The sequence below is a fragment of the Clostridioides sp. LIBA-7602 genome, assembly GCF_056688945.1.
Window position 1 is genome coordinate 1,378,624 of sequence record NZ_CP196991.1, and the last position, 22,917, is coordinate 1,401,540.

Sequence of the window (22,917 nt, forward strand, 5' to 3'; positions counted from 1 at the left end):
TTTACATCGAAAAATCATATTGCAATTTTTATGATTGATAATATGTATTTAACTTGTAGAATATAAATAAACAGAGGAGGCAATATGTTAGACGGAAGAATAATGGGGCTTGATGTTGGTGATAAAACTATTGGAGTTGCTGTGAGTGATTTAATGGGATTAACTGCACAAGGTGTAAAAACAATAAGAAGAGTTGGTAAGAAAAAAGATATTGAAGAAATAAAAGCAATAATAAAAGAAAAGCAAGTAAATAAAATTGTATCAGGATTGCCAAAAAATATGAATGGAACTCTAGGTCCACAAGGAGAAAAAGTAATCAAGTTTTGTGAGTTAGTAAAAGAAGAAACTGGTCTTGATGTAGATTTTTGGGATGAGAGACTTTCTACAGTAGCAGCAGAAAGATCTCTATTAGAGGCAGATGTAAGTAGACAAAAAAGAAAAAAGGTTATAGATATGTTAGCTGCAGTAATAATTTTGCAAGGATATTTAGATTTTAAAATAAATTCATAAAAGAGCTATAAAATTGAATACTTATGATATATAATATAAATAATAAAAATAAAAATAAATTTGAGGTGAATGACATTATGGAAGAAAATATAATAAATTTAATAGACGAAAATGGCGTTGAAAGCCAATTTGAAATAATATTAACATTAGAAGCAGAAGGAAAAGAATATGCAATATTAATGCCTTTAGATGATGAAGAGGCTGAAGAAGCTTTAATCTTCAGAATTGATGAAGACGAAGAAGGTGAAATATTAATACCTTTAGAAAGTGATGAAGAGTACGAAACTGTTGTAGCTGTATATACTGCTATAATGGAAGAAGAAGGTTTAAATTACGATGAAGATGACTCAAATGGACTTAACTAGATAAAGAATTAAGTTTGATATAAAAATTCAGATATTTATTATATTTGCTATAATTAAGATTTATTAATTATAAAAAGCATTTGTAGTATGTATCTGTTTTTTTATTTTTTATTAAAAATATTAAAAAAATTATAGATTTTGGTGAATAATATATCTTTTATGGGTATATATTTATATTGTGAGAATAAATTAAATTTTTTCAAATGTCTTGACAAAAAATGAATTATCAATTACAATATTATTTAATAAAGATTATCAATTGAAAATAGTAAGGGTGATGTTATGGCAAACACAATGGATTTATTAAAAGACAAGTTAAAAGAAACTGGTTTTAAGATTACGCCACAAAGAAGAGCAATAGTTGAAATATTGCTTAAACATGACCATTCACATCTAAGTAGTGAAGAAATCTATGATTTAGTTAGGGTTGACTGTCCTGAGATAGGTTTAGCTACTGTATATAGAACAATGCAGTTGTTAGATGAAATAGGATTAATATCAAAACTAAACTTAGACGATGGATGTATAAGATATGAGATTAGTCTACATAAAGAAGACTGTCATAATCATCATCATCTTATTTGTAAAAATTGTGGAAAGATAATGGAAGCTAAAGAAGACCTTTTAGACAATATAGAAAAAGAGATACAATCATTGTACAAATTTAAAATACTTGATCATGATGTTAAATTTTATGGACTATGTGATGAGTGTAATGGAATAAGCGACTCAGAAGAATAACCTTCTATTGCTTAATGTCAATGGAAGAATAGTATAGAACTTTTATATTCTATGCTATTCTTCCATTTTTTATTATAAATCAGTTATAAGATATAAATATATAATTTTCAAAGTGTTTATAGTTTTAATATCGAAAATATAATTAATCCTATAAGTATGAAAATGAATGATTTTTCTATAAAATTACTAAAGGGACCTCCAACTGTTAAAAAACCTAAAGAAATTTTTTTCTCGCTTAACGGATAAAAAATTGGTATTCCTTGTTTTGTAAATAAATCTCCTAAAAACATATGACTTGCATAACCAAGTGTCCCATAAAAAGATAAATTATTAATACTAGTGATTAATTCTATCTGTTTTAGTAAAAAATATATTATTATAGTTGCAAATATGCTATGAGAAAAACTTCTGTGCTTCAACCAGGGGAAAATTGACAACATTAGACAAAAAATTGTAAAATATATTTCAACTTCTATGATGTATAAGCATATAGCTAATAGTATAAATATTAATGATAGAAAAACTTTTCTAAGAAACGTGTGGGTTAGTTTTGCTTCAATAATTATAATTGCAATAAATGTAATTATTGCACTTAAATAAAAATTATCATTTATATTTATTGAAATAAAGAAAATAATAATATTAACAGCATATATAAAAATTCTATATATGTATTTGGATATATTGTTTTTTAGAATAAAATTTGAGAGCATAGAATTAGATTTATCCAAATCGGGCAGTACAGCGAAAGTAGCTGAAACTAAAATGTCAACTAAAGATATAGGAATTTTAAATATCAAAGACGTTTGGATAGCTGTTAAGATTCCTATTGCACAATGAGTTTTACCACGCATAAATCCTCCTAAAATATCCGATATTAAATTATATAATATTTAGAGGATATCAAAATAAAATAGGTTTGTCAAAATAATACGTTAAATGTATTTTAAATATAGCTTAAAATATGATACGAATTATGGTACAATAAGAATAACTGGTAGCGAGTGCGTGATTTGATATTATTTAGGATTGTAGAACGTGTTAAAAAATTAAATAGACAGAAGGAGATGATGCAATTGTTCAAAAAGAACACCAACAAGATAAAGGTAATGGCCTTAGGTGGACTTAACGAAGTTGGAAAAAATATGACTGTTGTTGAGTATAAAGATGAAATAATTGTTATAGATGCTGGACTTAGTTTTCCAGAAGATGAAATGTTAGGGGTAGATATAGTTATACCAGATATAACTTATTTAGTCAAAAATAGGGATAAAATAAAGGGTATATTTATTACACATGGACATGAAGACCATATAGGGGCTCTTCCATATATATTAAAGAAAATAAATGTGCCTGTGTATGGAGCAAGACTTAGTATAGGTCTTATACAAGTGAAACTTAAAGAACATAAGATGAATAATGTTAAGTTAAATGTCATAACTCCAAGACAAGTTATAAAACTTGATAACATGGAAGTAGAGTTTTTGAAAAATAATCATAGTATACCAGATGCTTACTCTATTGCAGTACACACAGACCAAGGTATAATATACCATACAGGAGACTTTAAGATTGATTTGACTCCTATTGATGGTGATGTTATGGATATGCATAGACTCTGTGAGTTAAGCAAAAAAGGAGTTCTTTTAATGCTAGCTGATAGTACTAATGCAGAAAAACCAGGATTTACTATGTCTGAAAAGACTGTTGGAGTAGGTCTTGATGAATTATTTGCAAAAGGAAATGGCAGAAGGATTATAGTTGCTACGTTTGCATCCAACATACACAGATTACAACAAATAATAAATACAGCTGAAAAGTTTAATAGAAAAGTTGCTATATCAGGTCGCTCAATGGTCAATGTAGTTGGAGTTGCAAAAGAATTAGGATATCTAGATATTTCTGATGATATGCTTATAGATTTAAATGATATATGCAAATATGAAGATAGTGAATTAGTGATAATAACAACTGGTTCACAAGGTGAACCTATGTCAGCTCTTGCTAGAATGGCTTTTTCAGAGCACAAAAAAGTAGAGATAAAGAGTGGCGATTTAGTTATAATATCTGCTCATCCAATACCAGGAAATGAAAAATTAATATCAAGAGTAATCAATTTCTTATTTGAAAAGGGAGCAGAAGTAGTTTATAGCGATATAGCTGATATACACGTTTCTGGACATGCCTGTCAGGAAGAATTAAAATTGATACATGCATTAGTTAGACCTAAGTTTTTTATGCCAGCTCATGGTGAATATAGAATGTTAAAAAGACATGCTGAAATAGCTGAACAACTTGGTATGGACAAAGAAAATATTTTTGTCATGCAAACAGGAGATGTTTTGGAATTAGATAAGAATTCTGCTAAAGTAGCAAATCGTATACAAACAGGAAACATACTAGTCGATGGATTAGGTGTGGGCGATGTAGGTAATATAGTCTTAAGAGATAGAAAGCATTTATCAGAAGATGGTCTTATGATAGTTGTAGTGACTATTTCTAAGGATGAAGGTAAAGTTTTGGCAGGTCCAGACATAATTTCTAGAGGCTTTGTATATGTAAGAGAGTCAGAAGATTTAATGGATGGAGCAAAAGATATAATCAAGAATGTCCTAAATGAATGTGAAGAGAAAAATATTAAAGAGTGGGCTTATTTAAAGAATAATATCAAAGAAAACTTAAAAGAATATTTATATCAAAAAACTAAACGAAATCCAATGATACTTCCTATAATAATGGAAGTGTAATATATAAAAAACTATAAAATTGAAAATTAGACCTCTTATAATTTTTAAAATAATATCAAAAATCCAATTGATACTATCTTAAGAATTATAAGGGGTCTTTTTAATTTATCATGTTGAAAATATATACATATTACATAAAATACCAATTATAACAATCTTTTATTAGTAAAAACTAATTATATATAAATTTTACTAATAGGAGGATTCTTATGGATAATATTTCAAGACAAAATGCTATAAAAGCTTTGAAACAAACTAAAATGGAAATAGCAGGAGAATATGGAATGAATTATGAAGATGCTTTTGAAATAATAGAAAATGCATCTAATAAAGGTGTTTTAGAAGGTTATTTTAAAAAGCTTGAGAAGAAAAAAAATTTAGGTCAAGGTATATCTAGGCATTTAGAATAAAAAAAGTTAAATGTGAGAAAATAAGTTTAAATAAACTTTAAGAGGTGACATCGATGAAAAAATTAGCTAGTACTGCTTTGGCTATATTACTTGCGTTTACTCCTTTAAGCTTTTCTTTTGCAAATAATAAGGAAAATGCTGATGCCAACCAACTAAATATATCTTCAAAATCAGCAATTTTGATGGATGTTGGCAGTGGACAAATTTTATATGAAAAGGATGCTCATAAAAAGCTTCCTCCTGCAAGTGTAACAAAGGTAATGACAATGCTACTTATCGTAGAAGCTTTGGATTCAGGTAAGGTTAAGCTTGATGATGAAGTTCAAGTAAGTGAAACTGCATCTAGTATGGGTGGTAGTCAAATATTCTTAGAGCCAGGAGAAACTCAAAAGGTTGATACATTATTAAAAGGTATAGCTGTTGCTTCAGCAAATGATGCCTGTGTTGCTATGGCTGAACATTTAGCTGGAAGTGTTGAAGGATTTGTTGATAGAATGAATGCTAAAGCAAAAGAGTTAAATATGAATGATACTCATTTTGCAAATACAAATGGACTTCCAGTTGCAAATCACTATACATCTGCTCATGATATAGCTTTAATGTCTAGAGAACTGTTAAAGCATGAAATGATAAGTAAATACTTAACTACATGGATGGATAAAGTTGTAGTAGGAAAAAAACAAGTTACAGTAGGTCTTGCAAATACTAATAAACTTATAAAGCATTATCAAGGAGCAACTGGTGTTAAAACTGGATTTACTCAAGAAGCAAAATACTGTTTATCAGCAGCTGCAAAGAGAGGTAATACTCATCTGGTTGCAGCAACTTTGGGAGCAGAGACTTCTCCAGAAAGATTTAACGATGCGTCTAGTCTTTTGAACTATGGGTTTGCTAATTATGAAAGCGTTAAGCTATGCAGTAAAGGAGATAATATAGCAACACTTACATTGGATAAGGCTGATGAAAACAAAGTTAAATTAGTTGCTAAGGAAGATTTAAATGCTCTTATCAAAAAAGGAAGTTCTAAAGAATTTGAGAAGAAAATTGAAATAGTAAAAAATCCTAAAATGCCAATTAAAAAAGGAACTGTTTTAGGAAAGATAAAGATATGTAAGGATAAAAAAGTAATAGGCGAAGTGGAATTAATAAATACTAAAGATATAAATAAGGCAAGCTATCTACAAATGCTTCAAAGAATAATTGATAATATGATATAAATAATTACCAAATGATATACAACCATAATCCACATAAAAAATACCCGTATAGAATTATTTACTATAGGGGTATTTTTATTTATTGTTTATAGAAGGATTTTATAATTTTATGTTTTTTATAGAGAGTTAGAAAAATATATAAAACTTAAAATATTATTTAATATTTATCTAAGTAAAGGCATGCTACCAGTAAGTTTATTTACTTTCTTTTTGTTTCCATAGATTGCTATACCAAAATACTGTAGTTCATCTTCTGGTACATTAGCAATTCTTTGAATAAACTCATCATAAACATTACAGCTTTGTGCAATATCTGAAAAATCTACAACAGTTAGTTCTTCAAAGTCAGTACTATATAGTTTTTTACGTAAATCTTTTATAAGTTCTTTGTTTCCTTTTAAAATAGGTACAGGAAGTTCGACTATTCCTAAGTGACTATTTCCTGTTTTATCAATCACATCTGAACCAACAGTTTCTGGTGCATATTTTCCTAGTGTGATTCCCATTATAGCTGCTGTATTTGATATAATTCCCATTGGTAAATTTTCATCTATTACCATAACACATTTTGAATTTTTAGTTTCCATTTTTAATTCCCCTTTTCGTTTTATTTAAAGTTGTTTTTGTCATTGTTTATAAATATGTTTTGATACTGCTTTGGTGTAAGACCAATAAAGTTCTTAAAGAAATTTGTAAAGTGACTTTGGTCTACAAATCCTGTCTGTATGGCAGCATCTATAGGTTCTACCCCTTTTTCCAAAAGTCTCTTAGCCTTATTTACTCGTATATTTTCTAAGTATCTATATGGTGTAATACCTTTTAATTTTGTAAAGTTGCGAAGTAATGAGTATTTATTCATTCCTGCTATAGTACTTAATTCATCAAGCAATATATGTTCAGCATAATTGTTTTCTAAATAGTCACAGACTGCTTGGATTTCTATACTTGTTTTCTCTAAGTTAAATTGCAGATTTGGTTCTGTATATTCTTCAATTAATTGTTCAATTAGAAAGAAAAAAAGTTCCTCTTTTTTAAAATCTAGTTCTTCTTCCATGATTATATGATGTAATTCTTGTAGTAGAGGTACTAGCTCACTACGAAATATTACAGATTGATTAAACTTAGGTAAATAATTTTCACCCGTAATTTCAAATACAGTTTTTTTCATTATTTCTGGCTTAATATTTATACATCTGTAATCGAGTACTTTGTTATCTATTTGTTCACAAGTATGACTATCAAAAGGGTTAAAAAGTAGTAAATCCCCAGTACTGGTAGTATACTCTTTATTTTTACAAGATAAATATCTTTGACCTTTTTCTATAAAACCAATTACATAATGTTCATGAAAATGGTTTGGGAATTTTTGCATTATACCTTTAAATCTATATGCTTCGACTTTCAATTCTTTATCAAAACATACTGTGCGTTCTTCTTGTTTCACTTAAGTAACCTCCCTTCACATTATACAAAGTGTAACACATATTTTTTTGTAGTTCTTGTATGATATTGACTAAAATCTAAATATGAATAAAAAAATAGCAACTTTATCTATTTTAGTTGCTATTTTTATTTATATGTAATTTATTTTGCTAAATTATTAAGTGTATCTCCAGCAATTCTATATACTGTCCAATCTTTCATTGGCTCTGCACCCATTGATATGTAAAAATCTATACTTGGTTTGTTCCAATCTAGGCACCACCACTCCAAACGACCACATCCACGTTCTATGGCGATGCTTGCTAATTTTTTTAAAAATGCTTTACCATGTCCTTTGCCACGAAACTCTGGCTTAACATATAAGTCTTCTAAATAAATTCCTGCACGACCAAGAAACGTCGAAAAATTATGAAAAAATAGAGCGAAGCCTATAGCTTTATTATCATATTCACCAATCAGAACCTCAGCTTTTTTCTTTACAAATAGCCATTCATTGAGTATTTCTTCTGTAGCAACAACTTCATCTAGCAGATTCTCATAAGAAGCAAGTTCCTTTATGAAATTTAGAATAAGATGTGTATCTGATTCAACTGCATATCTAAATTTAAGTTCATTTTTTTCCACAAGATTGTTCATTTTAGTGCTCCTTTCATTAGTTATACATAAATAAAATAACAATAATGTCAATTCATGTCAACATAATATTGTATTTACAATAGGTGTAATTATTATATTTTTACAGTGAATATGATATAATAATAAAAGTTATAAAATAAAAAGTGAATTTTAATTTTATGTCTATATGCTAAAATCATTATAATATAAAATAATTTTGCTTATAAGTTATTTAATTGTTATAATAATATTAAAAATTTAATTTAGGAGATGTACATTAATGTTAAGTATGAATATAGGAGAAATAGTAGCAAGTTTAGTTGGTATAGCTATGGCAATATCAATACATGAGTTTGGCCATGCTTATTCAGCTCACTTATTGGGAGATGATACAGCTAAATCTTATGGTAGAATGACATTAAATCCTGTAAGACATGTTGACCCAATTGGTCTTTTGGCTATGTTTATTCTTAGAATAGGATGGGCAAAACCAGTACCAGTAAACCCAAATAACTTTAAAAACTACAAGATAGGAAATCTGATAGTTTCACTTGCAGGTGTTTTTTGTAATCTTTTGACCGCCATACTTTGTGTAATTATAAATAAGTATGTGCATATGTATGCGATAAACACAATAGCTGAATACGTGTTTTTATATAGTATTGGATTTGCCGCTTTTAATTTACTTCCAATACCACCACTTGATGGATGGGGAGTAATATCTACATTTGTACCATATAAATGGAATGAATATGTGTATAAATTTGAAAGTATGAGTTATATAATTTTATTAATTGCTTTATTTACTGGTATATATAGAATAATATTAACACCAATATATGCTGTGTTACTAAAAATAGTATATTTATTTGTTTAATACAAATAAATAGATTAAAGAGGGATTGATATGAAGTATAATATACAATTGCAAGTCTATGAGGGGCCATTAGATTTACTGTATGATTTAATAACAAAACATAAGATAGACATAAAGGATATATCTATAATAGATATAACTAAGCAGTATTTAAATTATCTGAAATTATTAGATAAAATGGACTTAGAAATAACTAGTGAATTTATAACTATGGCATCAAAACTCCTAGAGATAAAATCCAAATATCTACTTTATAAACAAAAGGATGAAGAAGAAGACCCAAGGATAGAACTTATGGAAAAATTAGAAGAATATAGAAAGTTCAAGATAGCATCACAAGATATAAAAGAAAATGTAGCTTGTGTCAATGAGAGATTTTATAGAAATAAAGAAGAAATAATTATTGATGATAATGTAGATTTAGAAGATATATCAATAGAAGCAATAAAAAATATACTTCCATACATATTTAAAGTTAAAACATCACAAATTGAAAATTCTAATGATGAGAAACTAGATAAAATAGTAAGGAAGAAGATAATATCTGTAGAAGAAAAAATATTATATATAAGAGATATTATAAAAGAGAAGATTGAAGTTACTTTTACAAATATCATAAAATCATATGAAAATGATGAAATAATTGCTACATTTTTATCTATATTAGAGCTAATAAAAGAAAAAGAAATAGTAGTAGTGCAGGATATATTTTTTGACGATATTCTAATAAGAAAAAGTTCGGAGTGTTAAAATGAAAAGAGAAGATATAAAGTATATTATAGAATCTGTTATGTTTGCATATGGAGAACCAATAAGTATAAAAGAATTAAACTATATAATAAATGAAGAACTTTCATCAAAAGAGATAGAGATTATGTTAAATTCACTTATTGAGGAATATAGAGAAAAAAATAGAGGTATCCAGATAATTAAGTTAGAAAACAAATACCAAATGTGTACAAATAAAGATTATGCAGAATATATAAAGAAGATTATTGAACCAAAGAAAAAGAAAAGTTTGAGTCAAGCTACATTAGAAACTCTTACTATAATTGCTTATAAACAACCAATAACAAAAGTGGAGATAGAAGATATAAGAGGAGTAAAATGTGATAAGGTACTACAAACTTTATTTGAAAATGAGCTTATAAGAGAGGCTGGGAGGCTTAACAAGATAGGCAAACCGATAATTTATAAAACAACGGATGAATTTTTAAAATTATTGAATATAGAAACTCTTGAAGAGTTACCTCCTATAGAAAATTATCAAGAAGTAGCGACAAATGAATAAAATGTTATATATGTATAGTGATAGTATTAAAATTAAAAAACACAATGATTTAGTTTGCAATTTTAAATTTTTAAGGATTTAAAAGGCTCTAAGTTATTGTGTTTTTTTATGTAAATACAAAATTAGAATTATATCGAAATAAATATGGATAATTAAGTATAAATAGTAATTTTTTGATGATAATATAAACATGGAGTTTAATGAATTATTTAATTTTAAGTATTTAATAATAGCTATAATTTTTATAATAAGTATACTTATATTGATTTTAATGTCACATATAAACATCTTATTAATAGCTGATATAAATAACAACGATATTCTTCTAACAATTAATATAAAATACATGTTTAATTTAATAAATATAAATAGACAACTTTATCCAGCTGAAAATAGTAAAAATAATGATAAAAAAGAAGGGATGAAGAATAATATAGATTCAAGTATATTATTAGCTGATGACCTTTTAAGCGTTTATAGACTATTAAAAAAAATAAAAATACATGAACTTTATTCAAATATTAATTTTGGAACTGAAAATATCGGCTTAACATCTTCTGTGTATGTATTAATAAATACGCTATATGGAAATTTATTTAATATAATTGATGCAGAAAAAATGTATTTAAATGTAAATCCGGATTTTACAAAAGATTATGTTTTGGGAAATATAAGGATACATATAAGGTCAAGAATAAAAGATTTATTTCGCACTATAATAATGATTAATAAAATTATGAATAAGAATAAAGGAAATTATAAGGAAGGTGATAGTAATGAGAGCAACAGGTTCGATACAAAGTCTTATGGAAACAACTCTTGAAACAATTAAAGGTTCTATAGATGCAAATACTATTATAGGAGACCCTATAAAAACAGATACTACAGTAGTTGTACCTATATCAAAGGTTACGATTGGATTTGGTATAGGAGGAGGAGAATACTCAAAAGGATATGATGAGAAAGATAAAGAAATTGAATCAAAAAATGAAAAAGCAGATACAAATTTTGCTGGAGGTAGCGCAGGTGCTATATCTGTGCAACCAGTAGCATTTGTAGTTGTTGAAAGTGGAGAGACTAGAATAATGAGTTTAGATAGTAACATTAATCTTGTAGATAATATATTATCTATAACTCCTAGAGTATTGGAGAAAATTCAAAATATATCTCAAAGCAATAAAAATCAAGATAAAAACAATATGCAAAAATAAGATAAAATATTTACAAATATAGATGTGCTTACAAATAAAGTAGTGGGATTAGTATAAATCCCACTATTTTGCTGTGTAATTTAAACGTTTATCTTTAGTAAGATTTTAGTTTAAAACAATTTAAATAGATAATAAAGTTGATATATAGTATAATTATAAAAAGAAAAGAAAGTATTATGTTATAGATATATAAACGTATTTGAGGATATAAGAGGGAGTTATAAATCATTAGTTTTGAGGTGAGTGTTATGAACGATAAAGAGTTATCTATTTTGTTGTTAGAAAGTATGAATAACTTTCATAATTTAATAAAAATTATTAATAATGAAAGATATAAAAAAAGCAAGATGCTTACAGAAAGACAATTTTTTGCTTTAGTAAAAATAAGAAAACATGATAAAATAGAACTTAAAAATTTAAGTAGAGATTTGCATGTATCTACTTCTAGTTTATGTATACTACTTAATAAATTGGTTGAGCAAGATTATGTGTATAGGGAAGAAGATAGTAGAGATAGACGAAATACATTTTATGGCATAACTAAAAATGGAGAAAAGATATTAGATGATGAAATATTAAAGTTTGTTTCTATAATAAGTGATAAAATGGATTGCTTAGATATAGATAATAAAGATAAATTATTTTCTTCTTTAGAAGAATCCAAAAACATAATAGAACAATTATTTTAAAAAGGAGAATTTAGTATGAAGATAAAATGCTCTAAAGAAATATTAAAAAATCTAGAGAATGCTATAACAGTAGTAGCAATGTTTGATGGTGAAGATGTTTCTACAACATTTGAAGAATTAAATACTGTAAGTAAAAACTTTAAAGCTAAAGAAAATAATATAGATACTGTAACATTACTTGAAAATGGTAATTTAGTAAGTATTTGTTTTGTTGGTTTTGGTAAGAGGGAGCTATTAAATAGAGAAAAAATTAGAATCATAGGTGGAAACTTATGTAAGAAGTTAAAAAATATATTGAAAAATAAAGAATACAAGAGTAATGACATTAATATATTGAATCTTGATTTAAATAGCGATGAAATTGGTGCTTTTACAGAAGGTGTATTACTTGGAAATTATAAGTTCGATAAATATAAGACAAAAGACAAGGATTCTAAAAAAAGAGAAATTGATAATATAATTATATTTACTGATAAGGAAGCTGAATGTCAAATTGAAAAATCAATGGTGTTAGCTAATTCAAATATAATAGCTAGAAACCTAGTCAATGAACCATCAAATATAATTTATCCAAAAACATTAGCAATAGAAGCAATTAGACTTGGTGCAGAGTTCGGATTTAATGTTGAAGTTTATGAAGAAGAAAAAATAAAAGCATTGGGAATGGAAGCTTTTTTTGCTGTTTCAAGAGGTTCTGTTAATAAACCAAGATTTATAGTAATGCGATATTTTGGGAATAAAGAAAGTAAAGATATACTAGGATTAGTAGGTAAAGGATTGACTTATGATACAGGTGGATATTCTTTAAAATCAAATGCTTCTATGTTAGACATGAAAACAGACATGGCTGGTGCTGCAAGTGTCATAGGCGCTATGTGTGCTATATCTCAAAATAAACTAAAGAAAAATGTTATATCAGTAATAGCTGCATGTGAGAATTCTTTATCGGGAGGCTCATATAAACCTGGGGATATAATTAATTCTATGGCAAAGAAAACTATTGAAGTTTTAAATACAGATGCAGAAGGTAGACTTACATTAGCTGATGCAATATATTACATTATAAATAATGAAAAAGCAACAAAGGTAGTTGATGTAGCTACATTAACTGGTGCTGCTTTAACATTATTGGGTAATGTTGCAACTCCTGTAGTTACAAATAATGATGAATTCTATTGTGAATTAGAAAAAGCATCTACTTTGTCTGGAGAAAGAGTATGGAAGATGCCAATTTATGATGAATTTATAGATATGATAAAAGGAGAAGAAGCAGACCTTAAAAACATAGGAGGTAAAAATGCTGGGTGTATAACAGCCGGAGCTTTTATTGGTGAATTTGTTGGTGATACTCCATGGATACATATGGATATTGCCGGAACAAGTACATCATCAAAATCAATTGGATACAAATCAAAGGGAGCAACAGGAGAACCTGTTAGAACTTTGTACTATTTAGCAGAAATGTAAAGGAACAATCATAAAATATAACTTATAAAGCCACATAGATAATTTTTATATATAAGATTATCTATGTGGCTTTATTTTTGAGTTTAAATAAACTATTTACTCTTTTTCTTTTTTTCAAGTATAAAAGTATCTCTATTAGATAAAAGAGCGGGTATGTACATAATACTAGTAACAAAAATAAATGTAAAAATAGCAGTTGTGCTATGGCTTAAAAATCCATAGTAGTATTGTGAATTTGTAAATGTGTTTAGTAAAAATATGAATGAAAAATAAATTAAACAAATAGCTAAATTATCTCTAAGTGCGTATCTGTTAACTTTAAATTTTCTAACATCGACCATATAGATGTTTGCATAAATTATCAGACACTTAGAAAAGACAAATATAAAATATATTAAGCTAGGAAATTCATAACCCAAGTTTTTAGAAAAAATGAGTTCTCCAACTGAACAAACTAAACTCCAAGAAAAAAAGATGTTAAAAAGATGATACTGTTTAAAAACAAGTATAGCTATACACAGGTATATGCAGATATAATTAATTCCAATTGGTAAAGAGTTTAGAGTACTATAATTACCAGAAGAAATAATTAAAAATTGCTCTAAAGCCATAACTATTACCATTAATGTACAAATTATCTTCTCAACGGTGTAGCTATAAGGTAAAATATTTTTTGTTAGTTTTGGACAATAGTATAAAAACAATCCAAATATAAAGAGGCTTACAAATTGTTCACTAGAAAAAAGAAAAATTTTAAACATATAATATTCTCTCCTATAATAAATTTAATATGTATCTATATAAATATATTCATTATCTCTCAATTTAATATATAAAAAATTTAATAATAGTTAGATTTTTTATAGAAATTTTGATAATTAAAAACATTCTATTGTTTTGTAGATATATTCTAATCATGTCAAAAAATAAAAAAATTTTTATTTACTAGAGTTTTTGGAAATAATAATAACAAATATTAGAACTAATTAACAGTTTTTGTAAGTATTTGACAATAGAGAGGGTGTAACAAATGGGAATAATAGAGTCAGCATCAAAATTGGCTGAGATGGTTCATTTATTAGCTGTTGAAAAGGGGATAGATGATATAGAAGCATGGGATGAAGCTGTGGAAGAATACAGTAAACTTTATGAAGAAAGGCGAAAGGAATAGGGTAATAAAAACTTGATGGTAAAAGTAAATTTACTTAAAGAATTTTAAATTTTTATAAAAATATTAAAAATGATATAAATAAAAAAGATGGTATTTCAAATGTAAGTAAAAAATCATTTTGTGATACCATCTTTAAATATTTACTTCAATAATGTACAAGCAATAAAAATGTACAAACAATAAATCTTACTTATCTATATTTTTTATGTAGCCTCTTTTTTCTAACTTACTTATATGTTCTTTGCGTATTTCATCAAGATTAATACCATATTGCTCTTCTAGCTTAAACATCATAGTAACACATGTCTGAGCTACATCCATTAGCTCCTTAGCAGTTTTCTTTATAATATCAACTTCATCTAAGTCATTATTTTCTCCACTTAGATTTCTGAATTTACCTATACATTCAGCTAATTCACCTTGCTCTTCACCCATTTTGATAAATGTAGATTCTAGTGTTGGGTCTAAATTATTAAGTTCTGGTAAGGATATAGTTTTTAGTTTCATAAAAAGCTCCTTTCAAGTTATTCATATTTTTACTAAAACATCATAACAAAGATAATACTAAAAATAAACTTTAAATTCAACATAAAAACTCATATATATAATAAAAATAGTGAAATAAATCTACATTTGTCTTAATACAGCATCATATAAAACTTCTCCAATAGGCTTATTTATTACAAGAGAAGCTGATTTATCATAAACTGTATTTGCTTTATTAATAAGAGCTATATAGTTACCTTTATAATAATCTATAAAACTTGCAGCTGGATATACAGCTAATGATGTACCCCCTATGATTAGTAAATCAGCATTACTTATAGCAGAGATTGTTTTAGTAATAACATCATTGTCGAGAGCTTCTTCATAAAGCACTACATCAGGTTTTACTATAGAACCACAGTTGTCACAGTAAGGAATATTACCACCTAAGTTTAACATAGATTCTAAATTAAAAAACTTACCACATTTAGTGCAATAATTTCTGTGTACAGAGCCATGTAATTCTAAAACATTTTTACTTCCAGCCATTTGATGAAGACCATCAATATTTTGAGTTATGACAGCTTTAAGCTTACCCATCTCTTCTAGTTTTGCTAAAGCTATGTGAGCATTGTTTGGCTTTGCATTGGGATATATTAATTTATCTTTATAAAATTCAAAAAAATCTTCTGGGTATCTAACAAAAAAAGTATGTGAAACTAATTGTTCAGCAGTAAATTGTTTATTGAGTTTCTGACTAAACAGTCCAGTAGAACTTCTAAAGTCTGGGATATTAGACTCAGTTGACACACCTGCTCCACCAAAAAATACTATATTGTTATGATTAGCTATCAATTCTTTTAAGTTATTTGCATCCATAGTTACACCTCCAAATTATTATATATAAATTGTACTACATATTAGGATGTTTATGTTATTTTATTAGAACTCAGTGTTTTTAAAATAAGTTTGGTATTCTCAAAATAAATTTATGTGGTAATCACATGTAACATCATAAGGATTATAAAAAAAATCTATTTTCATATTTAAAAAACCTATAGCTTAATAAGAAGAATAAAGAATTTATAAAAAGAATGTATACAAAATGTAAATAGACAATATTTACTAAAATCACAAGTTGTCGTATAATTATATTAAAATTGTTTTAGTGTATAAGAAGGGCGGGGAAGTACGTGAAGAAAAAAGCAGCGTTAGCAACATTAGCTGTATTACCCTTAAGTATGATAAATGCACATGCTGATGGTGATGTAGGTATAGTGACTATAAATTATTTAAATGTAAGAAATGAGCCAACTGCCGAAAGTAGTATAGCCTTTGTTGCTAAGAAAGATGACAAGGTTTTGATTAAAGACTCTTCTGATGGATGGTATAAAATAAAAGCTGAATCTGGACAAGAAGGTTGGGCTTCGTCAAAATATATAGCAAAATCAAATGGTGATTCTTTAAGAACATCTACAAATAAAGAAAAACAAGTTACTTCAAATAGTTTAAATATGAGAAATGGAGCAGGTACAAGTTATAGAATAATAACTGTATTAAAAAAAGGACAAAAGGTAGAAGTAATATCAGAGAGTAATGGATGGTCTAAAATCAAATATGATGGAAGATTAGGATATGTATCTAGTTCTTATTTAGGAGATGTTTCAAACTCAACTAATAACTCAAAAACTAAACAAGTAAATACAACTTCACTAAATGTAAGAAGTGGGCCGAATACAAGTTATGGTTTATTAGGTAAGTTACCAAAAGGAAGTAAAGTGGAAGTACTTTCAGAGAGTAATGGATGGTCTAAAATAAAGTATAATGGAAAAGATGCATATGTATCTAGTATGTACTTATCAGATGTAAGCCAAAGTAATTCAGATAATTCTAATCAAAATAATGATAAAAAAAATACTGATAAAGTTGTAAATACAGCTTCTTTAAATGTAAGGAGTGGACCTGGTTCTACATATAGTAAGTTAGGAAAGGTTTATAAAGGAAGTAAAGTAGAAGTACTATCAGAAAGTAGTGGATGGGCTAAAATTAATTTTAATAATAAAGAAGCCTTTGTAGTAGGTAATTATTTATCCAATTCAACAGGCAATGACAATTCGAATAATGACAATTCGAATAATGATAACTCGAATAATGATAACTCAAATAGTAATTCTAATAATAGTGGAAATAATTCATCATCATCAGGTCAAGTAAATGGAATGTCTGGTATAAGTGGAGCTAAAATTGATTATAAATCTTTGAGTTATACTTTAGCATCTCACATAAGTAAACAAGTTGAGAAAGCAGCAGCAGGAGGAAATGTAGTAGCACCAGGAAATAGAAAAAGCACTCCAAGTCCTGAATATAGTACTTTTTCAGCCCAGAGAACAAGTTCATTTGTAAATGCAAGTTCAAGTGATATAGAGTATTATTTAAATCCTAAAAACTTTACAAATACTACTAAAGGTATGATGCAGTTTTTGAAGATTAATAGTTATAGAGGAGGTATTTCAGAATCGAGTTTAAACTCATATCTTAATGGTCTATCTTCTAGTATCTTTAAAAATCAAGGAGCAGCATTTATAAATGCTGCTAAGAAGTACAATATAGATGTTGTATATCTGGTATCACATGCTATGTGGGAAACTGCCTATGGCAAATCTACACTTGCACAAGGTCAGACGCTAACATCTTATAAGGGACAGCCTCTTAGTAAACCAGTTAAAGTATACAATTTTTTTGGAATAGGAGCAATAGATAAAAGTGCTAATGTTTCAGGGGCAGAAGCAGCATACTCTAATGGATGGACTAGTGTAGAAGCTACTATAGATGGTTCTGCAAAGTGGATATCTCAAAATTATATAAACAGTTCTAAATATAATCAAAATACTATTTACAAGATGAAGTGGAATTATGATTATACATGGCATCAATATGCAACTGATGTAAATTGGGCGAATGGAATTTCTGGGATTATGGAAAATCTAATTGGTCTTTATGGAGGAGGAAGCAGTTTAGTTTTTGAGGTTCCTCAATACAAGTAATACATAAGTAAAAAATACAGACTATGGGTAGTTTTCATTTTATTTAAATTATCTATAGTCTTTTTGTATATAATTTACAAGGTATAAAGTTAATATTAGCAAAATTTTTATGTTATAATATTAATTCTAAGTAAAGATAAGTGAATAATAGATAGAAATAGATAAAAAGTGGTAATAATATATAAAAGATAATTTTGAGAAAGGAGGATATACATGGAAAGTATTAAGGAATATTTAGATAAGTTGGAAATTAACAATAGTGGTCTTGGAAAGCAACTTAAAGAAGTTTACATAAATAGAGTAGTTTATTTTAAAGAAGACAAGATAGTTTACTTTTACCTAACTTCTAAAGATATTGTTTCTCATGAGCTTTTAGATAAATTTAAAGAGGAATTGATGTATAAACTCGATTACTTTAAAGATATGAGAATGAAGATAAGGTTCACTGGTTTTGAAAGAAAATCTAATAAAGATGTCATAAAAAAATATTGGAATAATATATTGTATATATTGAAGTATCTTTGTCCATCTATAGCAGGATGGTATAAACAAGTAGAATTTCTTTGTTTAGATGAAGAACTAAAAATAAAACTTCCCAAAGGTATATTTTATGAGCGATTAATGAAAAAAAATGTAATTTATGTGCTTAGAACTGTGCTTAGTGAAGAGCTAGGATTAGATTTAAATATAACAATTGAAAAAGCTGTTGATGAAAAGATAAATAAAGAGAGACTTATAAGAATTAATGATAGAGAGATGGAAGAAAAAATTAGAGCTTTAGAAATTGGAAAGATTAATAATTGTGAAGAACATGAAGAAGAAAGTTATATCATTAAGTCTGAAGTAGATGAAAACTTAGTCTATGGAGATAATGCAAATGCCATGATTGAGAATATAGCTGAATTAAACTCATCTTCTGGAACAGTTGCAGTTGTTGGGGATATATTTGATGTTGAAACTAAGGAACTTAAAAACGGAAAAATACTTATGATAGCATCAATTACAGACTATACGAGTTCAATAAGTTGTAAACTATTTTTAACAGACACAAATAAAGATGGAGTACTTGAAAATGTTAAAAAAGGAGCATATTTAAAAATCAAAGGTGACATAGTTTATGATACATATCAAAGAGAAATTAGTATGATGATTAGTGGGATAAGAAAAGAATCTAGGCCAGAGAGAGAAGACAAATCAGAAGAAAAAAGAGTAGAATTACATGCACATACACAAATGTCTTCTATGGATGCTATTTGTTCTGTCAAAAAGCTTGTAGAACGTGCAGCTAAATGGGGACATCCTGCTATTGCTATAACAGACCATGGTGTCGTACAAGGATTTCCTGATGCTATGAATGCAGGTAAGGCAAATAACATAAAAATACTTTATGGAGTAGAGGGATACTTGGTTGAAGATGATTCTCTTATTATAGAGGATGCAAATGACAAAGAACTTTCACAAACATTTGTTGTATTTGATATAGAGACAACTGGATTTTCCAATACAAATGATAAAATAACTGAAATTGGTGCTGTAAAAATAGAAAATTTTAAGATTGTAGATAGATTTAGTGAATTAATAAATCCAGAAAAAGATATTTCTTATAAAATACAAGAATTAACAGGAATAACTAATGAGCTAATAAAAGATAAGCCAACCATTGAAGAGGTTCTCCCTAAGTTTATGGAATTTGTTGGAGATAGTGTATTAGTAGCACATAATGCAGAGTTTGATACAGGATTTATATCACAAAAGTGTAGAGAACAAGGTTTATTATACAACAACAAAAAAGTGGATACCCTTATGCTGGCAAGAGTCATGTTGCCAAAATTAAAAAGACATAGATTGAATCTTGTTGCTAAAGAGCTTGGTATACCTCTTTTGAATCACCATAGAGCAGTCGATGATGCTGAGGCTACAGCACTTATATTTAATAAATTTTTACAGATACTTACAGAAAAAGGTGCAAAAACTTTAAGTGATGTAAACAATGTACTTGGGAAAATTGATTATACAAAGCTTAGCACAAATCATATAACCTTAATAGCAAAAAATTCTGTAGGTATAAAAAACTTATATAAAATAATTTCAGATGCACATGTAAATCATTTTTTCAGAGCTCCAAGAATACTTAGAAGTGTATTGAATGAATATAAAGAGGGCTTGATAATTGGTTCAGCATGTGAAGCAGGAGTAGTTTTTCAAGCTGTAAAGAAAAATGTACCTGATGACGAAATGAAAAAAATAATAGATTTATATGACTATATTGAAGTAATGCCTATAGATAATAATAGATTTATGATTGATAAAGGAGAAGTCAAAGACGAAGAAGAGTTAAGAGAACTTAATAGAAAGCTAATTGATACAGCTAAAAAATTTAATAAAATTCCAGTAGCCACTGGAGATGTTCATTTTTTAGATAAACATGAAGCAGTGTTAAGAAAAGTTCTTAAGTATTCTCAAGGTTTTAAGGTAGATGAAGAAGAAACTTATTTACATTTTAGAACAACAGATGAAATGTTAGAAGAATTTGGTTATCTTGGTGAAGAATTGGCATATGAAGTTGTAGTAGAAAACAGTAATTTAATTGCTGATATGGTTGAAGATATAAAACCTATACCAGACGATACCTATCCACCAATTATAGAAGGTTCAGATGTAGAATTAAGAGAAATGTGTTATGAAAAGGCTAGACGAATCTATGGGGAACCAATACCAGAAATAGTTCAAAAAAGACTAGATAGGGAATTAAATTCGATAATAAGTAATGGATATGCAGTCATGTATATTATAGCTCAGAAACTAGTTGCAAAATCTCTTTCAGATGGTTATCTAGTTGGTTCAAGAGGTTCAGTTGGGTCGTCTTTTGCAGCGACAATGAGTGATATAACAGAAGTTAATCCTCTTCCAGCACACTATATTTGTGAAAATGAAGATTGTAAATATTCATTCTTTTATGAAATAGGTGAATGGGGTTCAGGAGTTGATTTACCAGATAAAGATTGCCCAAAATGTGGAAGAAAGCTTGCAAAGAATGGTCATGATATACCATTTGAAGTATTTTTAGGTTTTGAAGGTGATAAAGAGCCAGATATAGACCTAAATTTCTCTGGAAATTATCAGCCGATAATTCATAAATACACAGAAGAATTATTTGGGGAGGGGTATGTATATAGAGCAGGTACCATAGGTACTGTAGCAGAGAAAACAGCGTTTGGATATGCAAGAAAATATGTAGAGGAAAATAATATAAGCGTACCAAATGCAGAAGTACTCAGACTTTCAAATGGTTGTACAGGAGTAAAAAGAACTTCAGGACAGCATCCAGGAGGAGTTATGGTTATACCAGATTATAAAGATGTGTATGATTTTACACCTATTCAATATCCAGCAAATGATACTTCTTGTGGTGTAATAACTACTCACTTTGATTATCATTCAATAAGTGGTAGAATACTGAAATTGGATATACTTGGACACGACGGTCCTACCATAATAAGAATGCTTGAAGATATTACTGGAATAAATATAACAGAAATACCATTAGATGATGAAGAGACTATGTCTTTATTTACATCTACAGAGGCATTGGGAGTTACTCCAGAAGAGATAAATTGTCCAATAGGTTGTCTTGCTGTACCTGAGTTTGGAACTAAATTTGTACGTCAGATGCTACTTGACACAAAGCCTACTACATTTGCTGAGCTTGTACGTATATCTGGTCTTTCCCATGGTACAGATGTTTGGGTAAACAATGCACAAGATTTAGTTAGAGAAGACATAGTTGGGTTAAAAGATGTTATATCAACACGAGACGATATAATGAACTATTTAATATTTAAAGGATTACCTCCAAAAATGAGTTTTACAATAATGGAGAGTGTAAGAAAAGGTAAAGGTCTAAAGCCAGAACATATTGAAGAAATGAAGAAAAATGATGTTCCAGAGTGGTATATAGGTTCATGTAAAAAGATTAAATACATGTTCCCAAAAGCACATGCTGTTGCTTATGTTATGACATCATTCAGAATTGCATATTGTAAAGTTCACTATCCAGAAGCATTTTATGCAACTTATTTTACTACAAAAGTTGAAGATTTTGATGCAGATTTAATTGTTAAAGGTCTAGATTCTATAAAATCAAAAATAAATGAAATTGAAGCATTAGGGAACGATGCAACTACGAAAGAAAAAGGTATGTTAACAGTATTAGAAGTTGCTCTTGAAATGTATGCTAGAGGAATAAAGCTATTGCCAGTTGATATATACAAATCAGATGCGACTGATTTTATAGTAGTGGGAGAAAAGACATTACTTCCACCAATGGCAGCAATACAAGGCCTTGGAGGCAATGCTGCTATAAATATTCAAAATGAAAGAAAAAATGGTGAATTTATATCAAAAGAAGATTTGAGAAAGAGAACGAAAATATCAAAAACGGTAATAGAAACTCTTACTAATCATGGTTCACTTGAGAATATGAGTGAGAGAAATCAATTGTCACTGTTTTAAGTTAGTTCAAAAAGTTGCAAATAAAAGAATTTTATGATATCATAGTATAGAAAATAGTATACTTTGCAGAAACTAAGAGTGAGACAGCTGTTCTCACTCTTTTATTTTAAATATATTATTA

General features: G+C 27.9%; 23 protein-coding genes. 16 read left to right on the forward strand and 7 right to left on the reverse strand.

Annotated elements, in window-relative coordinates; translation table 11 throughout:
- The first annotated feature begins 84 nt into the window (after positions 1 to 84).
- The 3 genes from ruvX to ACTG45_RS06640 all read left to right on the forward strand — a co-directional run bounded on the left by ruvX (position 85) and on the right by ACTG45_RS06640 (position 1,616).
- Positions 85 to 510 (forward strand): Holliday junction resolvase RuvX, encoded by a 426-nt coding sequence (gene ruvX, locus ACTG45_RS06630; protein ID WP_021384054.1) that lies wholly within the window; start codon positions 85 to 87, stop codon positions 508 to 510.
- Between the two features lie 77 nt (positions 511 to 587).
- A complete protein-coding gene (locus ACTG45_RS06635; RefSeq protein ID WP_021384007.1) occupies positions 588 to 875 on the forward strand; it encodes a DUF1292 domain-containing protein in 288 nt (95 codons plus the stop codon).
- Between the two features lie 282 nt (positions 876 to 1,157).
- Positions 1,158 to 1,616 carry a Fur family transcriptional regulator gene (locus tag ACTG45_RS06640; protein ID WP_021384065.1) on the forward strand — a complete coding sequence of 153 codons (459 nt, stop codon included), beginning with the start codon at positions 1,158 to 1,160 and terminating at the stop codon, positions 1,614 to 1,616.
- A gap of 116 nt (positions 1,617 to 1,732) precedes the next feature.
- Here the strand turns inward: ACTG45_RS06640 and ACTG45_RS06645 are convergent, their stop codons facing one another.
- Positions 1,733 to 2,470: a metal-dependent hydrolase gene (locus ACTG45_RS06645; protein WP_479920032.1), complete on the reverse strand. Its 738-nt coding sequence runs from the start codon at positions 2,468 to 2,470 to the stop codon at positions 1,733 to 1,735.
- Positions 2,471 to 2,686: 216 nt separating this feature from the next.
- Here ACTG45_RS06645 and ACTG45_RS06650 point away from each other — a divergent pair, with 216 nt between their 5' ends.
- From ACTG45_RS06650 to ACTG45_RS06660, 3 genes are all read left to right on the forward strand, one after another.
- On the forward strand, positions 2,687 to 4,363 hold the full coding sequence (locus tag ACTG45_RS06650) for a ribonuclease J (RefSeq protein WP_079746946.1): 1,677 nt from the start codon (positions 2,687 to 2,689) through the stop codon (positions 4,361 to 4,363).
- 209 nt (positions 4,364 to 4,572) lie between these two features.
- Positions 4,573 to 4,773, forward strand: coding sequence for a CD1290 family small acid-soluble spore protein (locus ACTG45_RS06655; RefSeq protein ID WP_021384062.1), 201 nt, complete (start codon positions 4,573 to 4,575; stop codon positions 4,771 to 4,773).
- Between the two features lie 53 nt (positions 4,774 to 4,826).
- Positions 4,827 to 5,990, forward strand: coding sequence for a D-alanyl-D-alanine carboxypeptidase family protein (locus ACTG45_RS06660; protein ID WP_021384057.1), 1,164 nt, complete (start codon positions 4,827 to 4,829; stop codon positions 5,988 to 5,990).
- 164 nt (positions 5,991 to 6,154) lie between these two features.
- Here the strand turns inward: ACTG45_RS06660 and ACTG45_RS06665 are convergent, their stop codons facing one another.
- The 3 genes from ACTG45_RS06665 to ACTG45_RS06675 all read right to left on the reverse strand — a co-directional run bounded on the left by ACTG45_RS06665 (position 6,155) and on the right by ACTG45_RS06675 (position 8,069).
- Positions 6,155 to 6,577, reverse strand: coding sequence for a DUF2000 domain-containing protein (locus ACTG45_RS06665; protein WP_479920033.1), 423 nt, complete (start codon positions 6,575 to 6,577; stop codon positions 6,155 to 6,157).
- Positions 6,578 to 6,597: 20 nt separating this feature from the next.
- Positions 6,598 to 7,434 carry an AraC family ligand binding domain-containing protein gene (locus ACTG45_RS06670; RefSeq protein ID WP_021384016.1) on the reverse strand — a complete coding sequence of 279 codons (837 nt, stop codon included), beginning with the start codon at positions 7,432 to 7,434 and terminating at the stop codon, positions 6,598 to 6,600.
- 140 nt (positions 7,435 to 7,574) lie between these two features.
- A complete protein-coding gene (locus ACTG45_RS06675) occupies positions 7,575 to 8,069 on the reverse strand; it encodes an N-acetyltransferase family protein (RefSeq protein ID WP_479920034.1) in 495 nt (164 codons plus the stop codon).
- A 259-nt stretch (positions 8,070 to 8,328) separates the two neighbouring features.
- On the opposite strand from ACTG45_RS06675, the gene ACTG45_RS06680 reads away from it, so the two are divergent.
- From ACTG45_RS06680 to ACTG45_RS06710, 7 genes are all read left to right on the forward strand, one after another.
- A complete protein-coding gene (locus ACTG45_RS06680; RefSeq protein WP_021384047.1) occupies positions 8,329 to 8,925 on the forward strand; it encodes a site-2 protease family protein in 597 nt (198 codons plus the stop codon).
- A 30-nt stretch (positions 8,926 to 8,955) separates the two neighbouring features.
- The gene (locus ACTG45_RS06685; protein WP_479918409.1) at positions 8,956 to 9,675 is read left to right on the forward strand and encodes a segregation and condensation protein A; all 720 of its coding nucleotides are present in this window, start codon (positions 8,956 to 8,958) and stop codon (positions 9,673 to 9,675) included.
- Between the two features lies 1 nt (position 9,676).
- Positions 9,677 to 10,216 carry an SMC-Scp complex subunit ScpB gene (gene scpB / locus ACTG45_RS06690; RefSeq protein WP_021384030.1) on the forward strand — a complete coding sequence of 180 codons (540 nt, stop codon included), beginning with the start codon at positions 9,677 to 9,679 and terminating at the stop codon, positions 10,214 to 10,216.
- Between the two features lie 190 nt (positions 10,217 to 10,406).
- Positions 10,407 to 11,039 (forward strand): DUF2953 domain-containing protein, encoded by a 633-nt coding sequence (locus ACTG45_RS06695; RefSeq protein ID WP_021384013.1) that lies wholly within the window; start codon positions 10,407 to 10,409, stop codon positions 11,037 to 11,039.
- Positions 10,993 to 11,427, forward strand: coding sequence for a GerW family sporulation protein (ytfJ, locus tag ACTG45_RS06700; protein ID WP_479920035.1), 435 nt, complete (start codon positions 10,993 to 10,995; stop codon positions 11,425 to 11,427). The genes ACTG45_RS06695 and ytfJ overlap by 47 nt, the downstream gene beginning before the upstream one ends.
- 248 nt (positions 11,428 to 11,675) lie before the next feature.
- Positions 11,676 to 12,116: a MarR family winged helix-turn-helix transcriptional regulator gene (locus tag ACTG45_RS06705; protein ID WP_479918411.1), complete on the forward strand. Its 441-nt coding sequence runs from the start codon at positions 11,676 to 11,678 to the stop codon at positions 12,114 to 12,116.
- 15 nt (positions 12,117 to 12,131) lie between these two features.
- Entirely contained in the window at positions 12,132 to 13,583 is a 1,452-nt protein-coding gene (locus ACTG45_RS06710; RefSeq protein WP_479920036.1) for a leucyl aminopeptidase, read from the forward strand.
- Positions 13,584 to 13,675: 92 nt separating this feature from the next.
- Here the strand turns inward: ACTG45_RS06710 and ACTG45_RS06715 are convergent, their stop codons facing one another.
- Positions 13,676 to 14,344 (reverse strand): TMEM164 family acyltransferase, encoded by a 669-nt coding sequence (locus tag ACTG45_RS06715; RefSeq protein ID WP_479920037.1) that lies wholly within the window; start codon positions 14,342 to 14,344, stop codon positions 13,676 to 13,678.
- A gap of 269 nt (positions 14,345 to 14,613) precedes the next feature.
- Between ACTG45_RS06715 and ACTG45_RS06720 the strand changes: the two genes are divergently transcribed.
- Complete coding sequence (locus ACTG45_RS06720) at positions 14,614 to 14,754, forward strand: hypothetical protein (protein WP_021384055.1); 141 nt, start codon at positions 14,614 to 14,616, stop codon at positions 14,752 to 14,754.
- A 186-nt stretch (positions 14,755 to 14,940) separates the two neighbouring features.
- Here the strand turns inward: ACTG45_RS06720 and ACTG45_RS06725 are convergent, their stop codons facing one another.
- Positions 14,941 to 15,261, reverse strand: a complete 321-nt coding sequence (locus ACTG45_RS06725; RefSeq protein WP_021384031.1) for a MazG-like family protein — start codon at positions 15,259 to 15,261, stop codon at positions 14,941 to 14,943.
- Between the two features lie 120 nt (positions 15,262 to 15,381).
- The gene (locus ACTG45_RS06730) at positions 15,382 to 16,119 is read right to left on the reverse strand and encodes an NAD-dependent protein deacylase (protein WP_479920038.1); all 738 of its coding nucleotides are present in this window, start codon (positions 16,117 to 16,119) and stop codon (positions 15,382 to 15,384) included.
- Between the two features lie 314 nt (positions 16,120 to 16,433).
- Between ACTG45_RS06730 and ACTG45_RS06735 the strand changes: the two genes are divergently transcribed.
- Positions 16,434 to 18,284 carry an SH3 domain-containing protein gene (locus ACTG45_RS06735; protein ID WP_479920039.1) on the forward strand — a complete coding sequence of 617 codons (1,851 nt, stop codon included), beginning with the start codon at positions 16,434 to 16,436 and terminating at the stop codon, positions 18,282 to 18,284.
- A 213-nt stretch (positions 18,285 to 18,497) separates the two neighbouring features.
- The gene (locus ACTG45_RS06740) at positions 18,498 to 22,796 is read left to right on the forward strand and encodes a PolC-type DNA polymerase III (RefSeq protein ID WP_479920040.1); all 4,299 of its coding nucleotides are present in this window, start codon (positions 18,498 to 18,500) and stop codon (positions 22,794 to 22,796) included.
- The last annotated feature ends 121 nt before the right edge of the window (positions 22,797 to 22,917 follow it).

Coding starts and splice junctions, on each gene's coding strand:
- ACTG45_RS06660 (WP_021384057.1), top strand. CDS start 4,827: ATGAAAAAATTAGCTAGTACTGCTTTGGCTATATTACTTGCGTTTACT.
- ACTG45_RS06740 (WP_479920040.1), top strand. CDS start 18,498: ATGGAAAGTATTAAGGAATATTTAGATAAGTTGGAAATTAACAATAGT.
- ACTG45_RS06685 (WP_479918409.1), top strand. CDS start 8,956: ATGAAGTATAATATACAATTGCAAGTCTATGAGGGGCCATTAGATTTA.
- ACTG45_RS06720 (WP_021384055.1), top strand. CDS start 14,614: ATGGGAATAATAGAGTCAGCATCAAAATTGGCTGAGATGGTTCATTTA.
- ACTG45_RS06655 (WP_021384062.1), top strand. CDS start 4,573: ATGGATAATATTTCAAGACAAAATGCTATAAAAGCTTTGAAACAAACT.
- ACTG45_RS06715 (WP_479920037.1), bottom strand. CDS start 14,344: ATGTTTAAAATTTTTCTTTTTTCTAGTGAACAATTTGTAAGCCTCTTT.
- ACTG45_RS06635 (WP_021384007.1), top strand. CDS start 588: ATGGAAGAAAATATAATAAATTTAATAGACGAAAATGGCGTTGAAAGC.
- ytfJ (WP_479920035.1), top strand. CDS start 10,993: ATGAGAGCAACAGGTTCGATACAAAGTCTTATGGAAACAACTCTTGAA.
- scpB (WP_021384030.1), top strand. CDS start 9,677: ATGAAAAGAGAAGATATAAAGTATATTATAGAATCTGTTATGTTTGCA.
- ACTG45_RS06680 (WP_021384047.1), top strand. CDS start 8,329: ATGTTAAGTATGAATATAGGAGAAATAGTAGCAAGTTTAGTTGGTATA.
- ACTG45_RS06725 (WP_021384031.1), bottom strand. CDS start 15,261: ATGAAACTAAAAACTATATCCTTACCAGAACTTAATAATTTAGACCCA.
- ACTG45_RS06710 (WP_479920036.1), top strand. CDS start 12,132: ATGAAGATAAAATGCTCTAAAGAAATATTAAAAAATCTAGAGAATGCT.
- ACTG45_RS06640 (WP_021384065.1), top strand. CDS start 1,158: ATGGCAAACACAATGGATTTATTAAAAGACAAGTTAAAAGAAACTGGT.
- ACTG45_RS06650 (WP_079746946.1), top strand. CDS start 2,687: ATGCAATTGTTCAAAAAGAACACCAACAAGATAAAGGTAATGGCCTTA.
- ACTG45_RS06645 (WP_479920032.1), bottom strand. CDS start 2,470: ATGCGTGGTAAAACTCATTGTGCAATAGGAATCTTAACAGCTATCCAA.
- ACTG45_RS06675 (WP_479920034.1), bottom strand. CDS start 8,069: ATGAACAATCTTGTGGAAAAAAATGAACTTAAATTTAGATATGCAGTT.
- ACTG45_RS06695 (WP_021384013.1), top strand. CDS start 10,407: ATGGAGTTTAATGAATTATTTAATTTTAAGTATTTAATAATAGCTATA.
- ACTG45_RS06665 (WP_479920033.1), bottom strand. CDS start 6,577: ATGGAAACTAAAAATTCAAAATGTGTTATGGTAATAGATGAAAATTTA.
- ruvX (WP_021384054.1), top strand. CDS start 85: ATGTTAGACGGAAGAATAATGGGGCTTGATGTTGGTGATAAAACTATT.
- ACTG45_RS06705 (WP_479918411.1), top strand. CDS start 11,676: ATGAACGATAAAGAGTTATCTATTTTGTTGTTAGAAAGTATGAATAAC.
- ACTG45_RS06730 (WP_479920038.1), bottom strand. CDS start 16,119: ATGGATGCAAATAACTTAAAAGAATTGATAGCTAATCATAACAATATA.